Consider the following 6940-nt stretch of genomic DNA (forward strand, 5'->3'; position numbering starts at 1 on the left):
CAGCAATGAAGTCACCGTCATCGGTGAAGGGCTGGAAGAACCATTACCAAGGGCGTCAAAAAAAGTAGTGTCCCGCAAACTGCTGCAAATTGTTGCCCGCCGTTTCAGAAAGTGGAAAAGCCAACAGCCCAGAGCTGAGGCTGATGAACAGCCTTGAGCTGATGAACAGCCTTGAGCCGATGAACAGCCTTGAGCGGATAAACAGCCTTGAGCGGATAAACAGCCTTGAACGTTATCTCTCGGTAAACACGCAGGGAATTAAACGACATGAGAACACTGAAGACCCGTATTCTGGATCCACGACTGGGCACCGAGTTTCCATTGCCGGAATATGCCACGCAAGGCTCGGCGGGTATTGACCTGCGAGCCTGCCTGGATCAACCGATGACCCTGGAACCGGGTCAAACCCAACTGCTGCCCACCGGTATGGCTATCCACATTGAAGATCCGTCCATGGCGGCGATGATCCTTCCCCGCTCTGGCCTGGGCCATAAGCATGGCATTGTTCTGGGCAACCTGGTTGGACTGATTGACTCAGACTACCAGGGGCAGCTGATGGTCTCCTGCTGGAACCGCGGGAATACCACATTTACGGTTCAGCCAGGGGAGCGGATTGCCCAGTTGATTCTGGTTCCCGTCGTTCAGGCCCGACTGGAGATTGTGGCAAGCTTCGACGAGAGTGATCGTGGTGCTGGCGGCTTTGGACACTCCGGATCCCACTGATGACTGCTTTTACAGCCTTTTATAACAACAGTATGGCGGTTGTGCCAGGCCGCCACCCATAACGGACACCATGCTCAATCTGTCAGAGCAAAGTGGAGAAATCATGGATAAGCCTGCTTTATCCTCTCAGGAAATCGCTACGGTGCTGACCGAGGCACTGCCATACTTGCAACGTTATGCTGGTAAGACCGTCGTCGTTAAATACGGTGGCAATGCCATGGAAAGTGACGAGCTGAAAAACAGCTTTGCCCAGGGTGTGGTGTTGCTCAAGGCGGTGGGTGTTAATCCTGTGGTGGTCCACGGTGGCGGTCCACAGATTGGTGACATGCTGAAACGGCTGAACATCGAAAGCCGGTTTGTCCAGGGAATGAGAGTCACCGATGCCAACACCATGGATGTGGTACAGATGGTATTGGGCGGGCTGGTGAACAAGGAGATAGTGACCCTCATCAATAACAATGGCGGCCGGGCGATTGGAATTACCGGCAAGGATGGTCGATTTATTCGCGCCAGACGGTTGCAGGTGAGCGGTATGACGCCGGAAATGACCGCACGGGAGATTATTGATATTGGACAGGTGGGCAAAGTGGAAGCCATCGACACCGACATTATCACCATGTTGCAAAACTCCGACTTTATTCCGGTGGTTGCGCCGATTGGGGTGGATGATGCCGGCGCCTCCTATAATATCAACGCTGACCTTGTGGCCGGACGCCTGGCCGAGGAGCTGGTGGCAGAAAAGCTGCTATTACTGACTAATACGGCAGGCCTGCTGGATCAGGATGACAACCTGCTGACCCGACTGAACTCAGGGCAGGTCGAAGCATTAATTGCTGACGGAACTATTTATGGGGGTATGCTTCCCAAGATACAATGCGCGCTTAATGCCGTGAAGTGCGGTGTCAAAACAGCGCATATCATTGATGGCCGGGTGCCCCATGCCGTTCTGCTTGAGCTGTTAACTGACCGGGGAGTGGGCACCCTGATAACCGGAGATAGTGTTTAGTACTCAAGATGGATATGTCTCAGAAAATTTCCCGCAAGCAGCAGATTCTGGAAGCCCTGGCTCATATGCTGGAGACGGCTCCGGGTTCCCGGATTACCACATCGGCCCTGGCCAAAGCGGTGGGTGTCTCTGAAGCGGCGCTGTATCGTCATTTCCCTAGCAAGGCAAAAATGTTTGAAGGGCTGATCGAGTTTATTGAGGAGGCGCTGTTTTCCCGAATCTCGCTGATTCTTTCTGAAGAGCCCCATGTGGCTGCACGGTGTGAGAAGATCTTGCGGTTGTTGATTGGCTTCTGTGAGAAAAACCCCGGCCTGACCCGTATCCTGACCGGGGATGCCCTGGCTGGCGAGACTGAGCGTTTGCGCCAGCGGGTTACTCAGTTGTTTGACCGTCTGGAGACACAGCTCAAGCAGACATTGCGTGAAGCGGAAATCAAGGAGGGGGTGAGAACCCGAATGACCGTCAGCGTCACCGCAAATCTGATACTGGCTTCTGCAGAAGGCCGGATTGCCCAGTATGTTCGCAGTGAATTCAAGCGCAAGCCTACGGAAAACTGGGCTGATCAGTGGCTCATTCTTTCGACAGCGGCTTTTCGGTAAATTCTGGTTTTTCTGGTACTTTACCGCGGTCAGCTAAATCGCCGTGAACCCTCGCCCAATCAGGCGGGGAGTCATGATCTCAAGCATAATCAATATCCTTGATCACGCCTTTGTCCAACGTTTCTATCAACATCGGTTGGTGGGTCTTGAGAATAGATTTAGCACCTTCATCACCGCTGAGTAATTTCAAATCTGCCTGAAGAGCAGCCGGAAATAAGACGGGATGAGCCGGGATGGGATCTTCAGATGGGTAGACCGGCCTGATGATTTTCTTGAATTCATGTTTTCTGAAGCTTTCAATCAGGCGCTGGTAAGTGGCAACCTTGATGTGAGGCATATCCCCCGGGCAGAGAAGGATATGTTGATCATCAGGAATATGGTTAATGGCTTGAACAATGGATGAACTCATGCCTTGGGCAAAATCAGGGTTTTCCGTCCAGGATAGGTGGTACTTATCTAATGTACATTTAAGAATGTCATCCTGAGGCCGGACGATAACTAAAACATGATGAACATGGGGCTGAGCATTCAAGGCACTGCGGATGGCCATAGGGATGCCATGAATATCATGCATCATTTTATGGCCGTTAAAGCGCGTACCTTTGCCTGCGGCTAAAATAACCGCAGTTATTGTTTCGTCAGTGTTCGATGTTTCACTATCAGCTAAGGTCACAGGCCGCCGTCCGACTGATTTGATCTTCTTTCTTTTCCAGTGCCTTGCAAGGGAGTATGCCATTTTTAATGGCGGTGATCTCAGCGAGGATAGACAGCGCAATTTCCGCTGGGGATTTACTGCCGATATTCAATCCCACCGGGCCATGGAGTCGGTTAACTTCGGCCTCACTGAAATCAAAGTGTTCCCTGAGGCGGGCACGACGTGCCTGGTTGTTGAGTTTTGAACCAAGGGCACCCACATAGAAGGCATCGCTTTTTAATGCTGTCAGTAATGCCATGTCGTCTACTCTCGGGTCATGGGCCACGGCGACAATGGCTGTGCGAACATCCACGTTTAATGCCTGAATGATATCGTCAGGGAAACCGGTTAATAGCGGCAGGTCTTGCAAGGGCCAGTTGCTCCGATAATCGGGCCTGGGATCACTCACCAAAACTTCAAAGCCAAGACCTCCGGCAAATTCAGCCAGATATCGGCCAGTTTCCCCGGCACCTATCACCATTAATCGCCAGGTTGGCCCGAAGACGTTTTGCCAGTGGGGGGGTGAAAGCTGTGGTGCCTGTTTCTGCCAGGGAAGATAGGTTACCTGACCCGTTTCAAGGCTTACCTTTCTCAGGCAGGTTTTTCGGGTTGCAATATGCTCAATCAGAAAGTTAACGTCTTCAGTGTCATTGAGCGGTTCCACCATCAGTTCCAGGGTACCCCCGCAGGGTAACCCAAAGCGATGACGCTCTTCGGCAGTGTCTCCGTAGATGATTTTCTGGACAAATCTGACCGGGTTTTGGGCCAGCTGTTCGATCAGATCTTCTTCAACACAACCGCCACTGACACTGCCAAAAAAACGACCGGAAGAACTCACCGCTAACAGGGAACCCACGGGGCGGGGGGAGGTGCCCCAGGTTTTAGCCACACTGACGAGGGTTATTTTCTCGCCTTGTTCCAGGCAGGATAAACACCCGGTCAATACTTCTAATTGTGAACCTTGCATAGTGTTTTTATTGGACCTTTGCTTATAAGCTCGGCTACGTCCCCCGGATGTAAGGAACGCAGCACCACGTTCAATTTAACCCAGTTTGAAAGGCAAGCTTCTTAAACGTTTACCCGTTGCGGCAAAAACGGCATTGCCCACGGCACCGGCAATGGGGGGTAAACCTGGCTCACCGACACCCGTTGGCGCTTCATCGCTATCGACGATGACGACCTCAATGTCCGGCGATTGATGCATTCGCAACATCGGATAGTCATGGAAGTTACTTTGCGCCACGGCACCGTCCTTGACTGTGATCTCACCGTAAAGGGCAGCGGTCAAACCGAAGATGATGCCACTTTCCATTTGCTGGATAACTATGTCAGGGTTAACTGCCAAACCGCAATCCACCACACACGTCACTTTGTGCACATTGATTTGACCGTTGTTTACCGATACCTCTGCGATCTCAGTCACGTAAGACAAGAATGAACCATGAACGGCAACACCGTGATAGTGACCTTCTGGCAAGGGTTTTCCCCATCCTGCTTTTTCGGCAGCCAGTGTCAGCGTGTTCGCCAGCCGGGGATTATTTTTCAGGTGCTTCAGGCGATAGGCGACAGGATCCTGGTTTTGTGCAATGGCCACTTCATCCATCATGCTCTCTTTAAAGAAGCCACTGAATGAGTGCCCCACACTGCGCCAGAAACCTACCGGTAGCCCCGGATCAACGGTCACATGGTCAGCGGATTTATGTTTGGCATCATAATCCTCAAATAAACCTTCTACAGAAGTAGGATCCACCGTCCAGCCATCAAACAGGCCATAACCCGCCTTACTGATCCAGTCAACCATGCCACCGGGCAGGAATCCTGGCATCATGGCATCGGCCACTTCGTCAATGGTATAGGGCAAGATGTTTGGACCGGAACGCTTGACATTCCAGCTATCAATATGACCGTCTTTATCCAGGCCAATCTGAAAGTTAGCCATGGATGCAGGACGATAATAGTCGTGTTTGGTATCGTCTTCCCGGCTCCAGATCAGTTGCACCGCAAGACCGGATGCCCTGGCTATGGAAACGGCTTCTGCAACATAGTCGTTTGCTATACGACGTCCGAACCCTCCCCCCAGGAACGTACTGTGAACTGTGACGTCGTCTTTTGCTACATCACCGTAAAAAGCGGCTAATTTGGCGGCAACCCCCGGATTTTGGCATCCTGTCCAGATTTCTAATTGGTCGCCGGTGAATTTCGCCGTGCAATTCATCGGTTCCATGGTGGCGTGAGCCAGATAGGGAGCCCAGTATTCTCCGGATACAACCGTGTCGGAAGCTGATAATGCCGCACGACCGTTACCTTCTTCGTGGGCATTATCAGATCTATCGCTGTCCAGTGCGTCTTTGAATAATTGTTTACCATTACCTGCCTCAGTGGCATCGCTGGAAAAGTTGGCAAGGGTGTCAGGCAGTTCCCATTGTACGTCCAGCACAGGCAAGGCCGCTTTTGCCTGATAGTAATGATCCGCCACCACCGCCACACCGTTAAAGATGCTGACCACGGCTTTGACTCCGGGCATATTTTTCGCCTTGCTGCCATCAAAGCTTTTCACCGTGCCACCCAATACCGGGCAACGTTTTAATGCCGCCCGGTGCAGGCCTGCAAACTCCACATCCAAACCGAATTGTGCTGAGCCGGTGCTTTTCGCTACGGCATCCAGACGTTTTGAGTGTTTACCAATGTATTTGAAGTCCGCTTTTTTCTTGATCGGTGTTTCTTCAGGAAGACGCAAATGGGCAGCTACTTCAGTGAAGGCACCGTAAGGCAGTGTCTTGCCATTGGCGACAATCATGCCGTTATCGGTTTGAATTTGAGCCAGTGGCAGTTGCAGAACCTGTGCGGCCGCCTGTCGAATAACCATACGGACATTGGCCGCCATTTGGCGCAGCGGAATAAAATGGGTACGAATGCTGTTGCTGCCACCGGTCAGTTGCATGCCATATTCCGGGTTTGCATACTCTTCGTGGGCACCAACATTTTTAACCTTGATTGTATACTTGGATGAACGTCAAGTTCTTCAGCCAGTACTGTGGTCAGCCCTGTGTACACGCCCTGGCCCATTTCTGAGCGGGGAAGATAAAAATAAAAGTCATTGTTGGCGGTAATTTGCAGCAATGCGTTGGGTTGTAAGTCACCGGCCATGGTATTGGGGAGTTTGGTATTGGCACAGGCCGTCAGTGGCATGCCAACCACTAAACCGCCACCGACGATACCCATTTTTTTGAGAAAGCTGCGGCGGGAGCTGTTGGCTAATGTTGGCCTGTTTTTGGTCGGTGTTTGTTCCATGACACTCATGATTGCACCTCCTCTGTCTCCAATGCCGTGGCCGGATCAAATACCTGAACAGCCTGCAAACGGCCTTTGCCATTTCTTAAATCTGCCGCTGCGCTCTTGATGGCTTTTTTCACATTGGGGTAGGTGCCGCATCGGCATATATTGCCGCTCATGGCGGTGTCGATATCGCTATCAGAGGGGTTGTTGTTCTGGCTCAGCAATGCGGTAGCACTGATGATTTGGCCACTTTGGCAATAGCCACATTGTGGTACGTCGGCTTCAACCCAGGCGTTCTGCAAAGTGGACATCATCTCCGGGTTACCGATGCCTTCAATGGTGGTGATGTTCCGATTGGCCACGGTTTGCACGGGCATGATACAGGTTCGGGAACTTACCCCATCGATCAACATACTACAGGCACCGCACAAGCCCATACCGCAACCGAATTTTGTCCCTTTCATGGCGAAATGTTCGCGCACCACCCAGAGCAACGGTGTATCGCCCGGCGCGTCTACATTGACCGTTTGACCATTTAACTTGAAGCTAATCACGTGTGCCTCCCCCGGCAGAGTCAGTTTCTTATTTGGCTCAAAAACGCACTCAAACACTTTCCTGATTACCACTGATCGTACGTCATGA

8 protein-coding genes are annotated in these 6940 nt (G+C 51.7%); 3 read left to right on the forward strand and 5 right to left on the reverse strand.

What is annotated here, in order from left to right; genetic code table 11:
- Window positions 1–267 precede the first annotated feature (267 nt).
- From dut to slmA, 3 genes are all read left to right on the forward strand, one after another.
- Window positions 268–723, forward strand: a complete 456-nt coding sequence (gene dut, locus KDK14_RS16990) for a dUTP diphosphatase (protein ID WP_257266370.1) — start codon at window positions 268–270, stop codon at window positions 721–723.
- Window positions 724–826: 103 nt separating this feature from the next.
- Window positions 827–1729, forward strand: a complete 903-nt coding sequence (argB, locus tag KDK14_RS16995) for an acetylglutamate kinase (protein WP_257266371.1) — start codon at window positions 827–829, stop codon at window positions 1727–1729.
- A gap of 8 nt (window positions 1730–1737) precedes the next feature.
- Window positions 1738–2328, forward strand: a complete 591-nt coding sequence (gene slmA / locus KDK14_RS17000; protein WP_257266372.1) for a nucleoid occlusion factor SlmA — start codon at window positions 1738–1740, stop codon at window positions 2326–2328.
- Window positions 2329–2407: 79 nt separating this feature from the next.
- Here the strand turns inward: slmA and KDK14_RS17005 are convergent, their stop codons facing one another.
- The 5 genes from KDK14_RS17005 to KDK14_RS17025 form a co-directional block, all read right to left on the reverse strand.
- The gene (locus tag KDK14_RS17005) at window positions 2408–3001 is read right to left on the reverse strand and encodes a nucleotidyltransferase family protein (RefSeq protein WP_257266374.1); all 594 of its coding nucleotides are present in this window, start codon (window positions 2999–3001) and stop codon (window positions 2408–2410) included.
- Window positions 2988–3989: an XdhC family protein gene (locus tag KDK14_RS17010; protein WP_257266375.1), complete on the reverse strand. Its 1002-nt coding sequence runs from the start codon at window positions 3987–3989 to the stop codon at window positions 2988–2990. Before KDK14_RS17010 ends, KDK14_RS17005 begins: the two co-directional genes overlap by 14 nt.
- A 75-nt stretch (window positions 3990–4064) precedes the next feature.
- Entirely contained in the window at window positions 4065–5963 is a 1899-nt protein-coding gene (locus KDK14_RS17015; RefSeq protein ID WP_257266376.1) for a xanthine dehydrogenase family protein molybdopterin-binding subunit, read from the reverse strand.
- Window positions 5954–6322: a twin-arginine translocation signal domain-containing protein gene (locus tag KDK14_RS17020; protein WP_257266377.1), complete on the reverse strand. Its 369-nt coding sequence runs from the start codon at window positions 6320–6322 to the stop codon at window positions 5954–5956. The genes KDK14_RS17015 and KDK14_RS17020 overlap by 10 nt, the downstream gene beginning before the upstream one ends.
- On the reverse strand, window positions 6319–6852 hold the full coding sequence (locus tag KDK14_RS17025; RefSeq protein ID WP_257266378.1) for a (2Fe-2S)-binding protein: 534 nt from the start codon (window positions 6850–6852) through the stop codon (window positions 6319–6321). Before KDK14_RS17025 ends, KDK14_RS17020 begins: the two co-directional genes overlap by 4 nt.
- Between the last annotated feature and the right edge of the window lie 88 nt (window positions 6853–6940).

The sequence above is a fragment of the Endozoicomonas sp. ONNA2 genome, from assembly GCF_024606365.1.
Lineage (GTDB): Bacteria > Pseudomonadota > Gammaproteobacteria > Pseudomonadales > Endozoicomonadaceae > Endozoicomonas.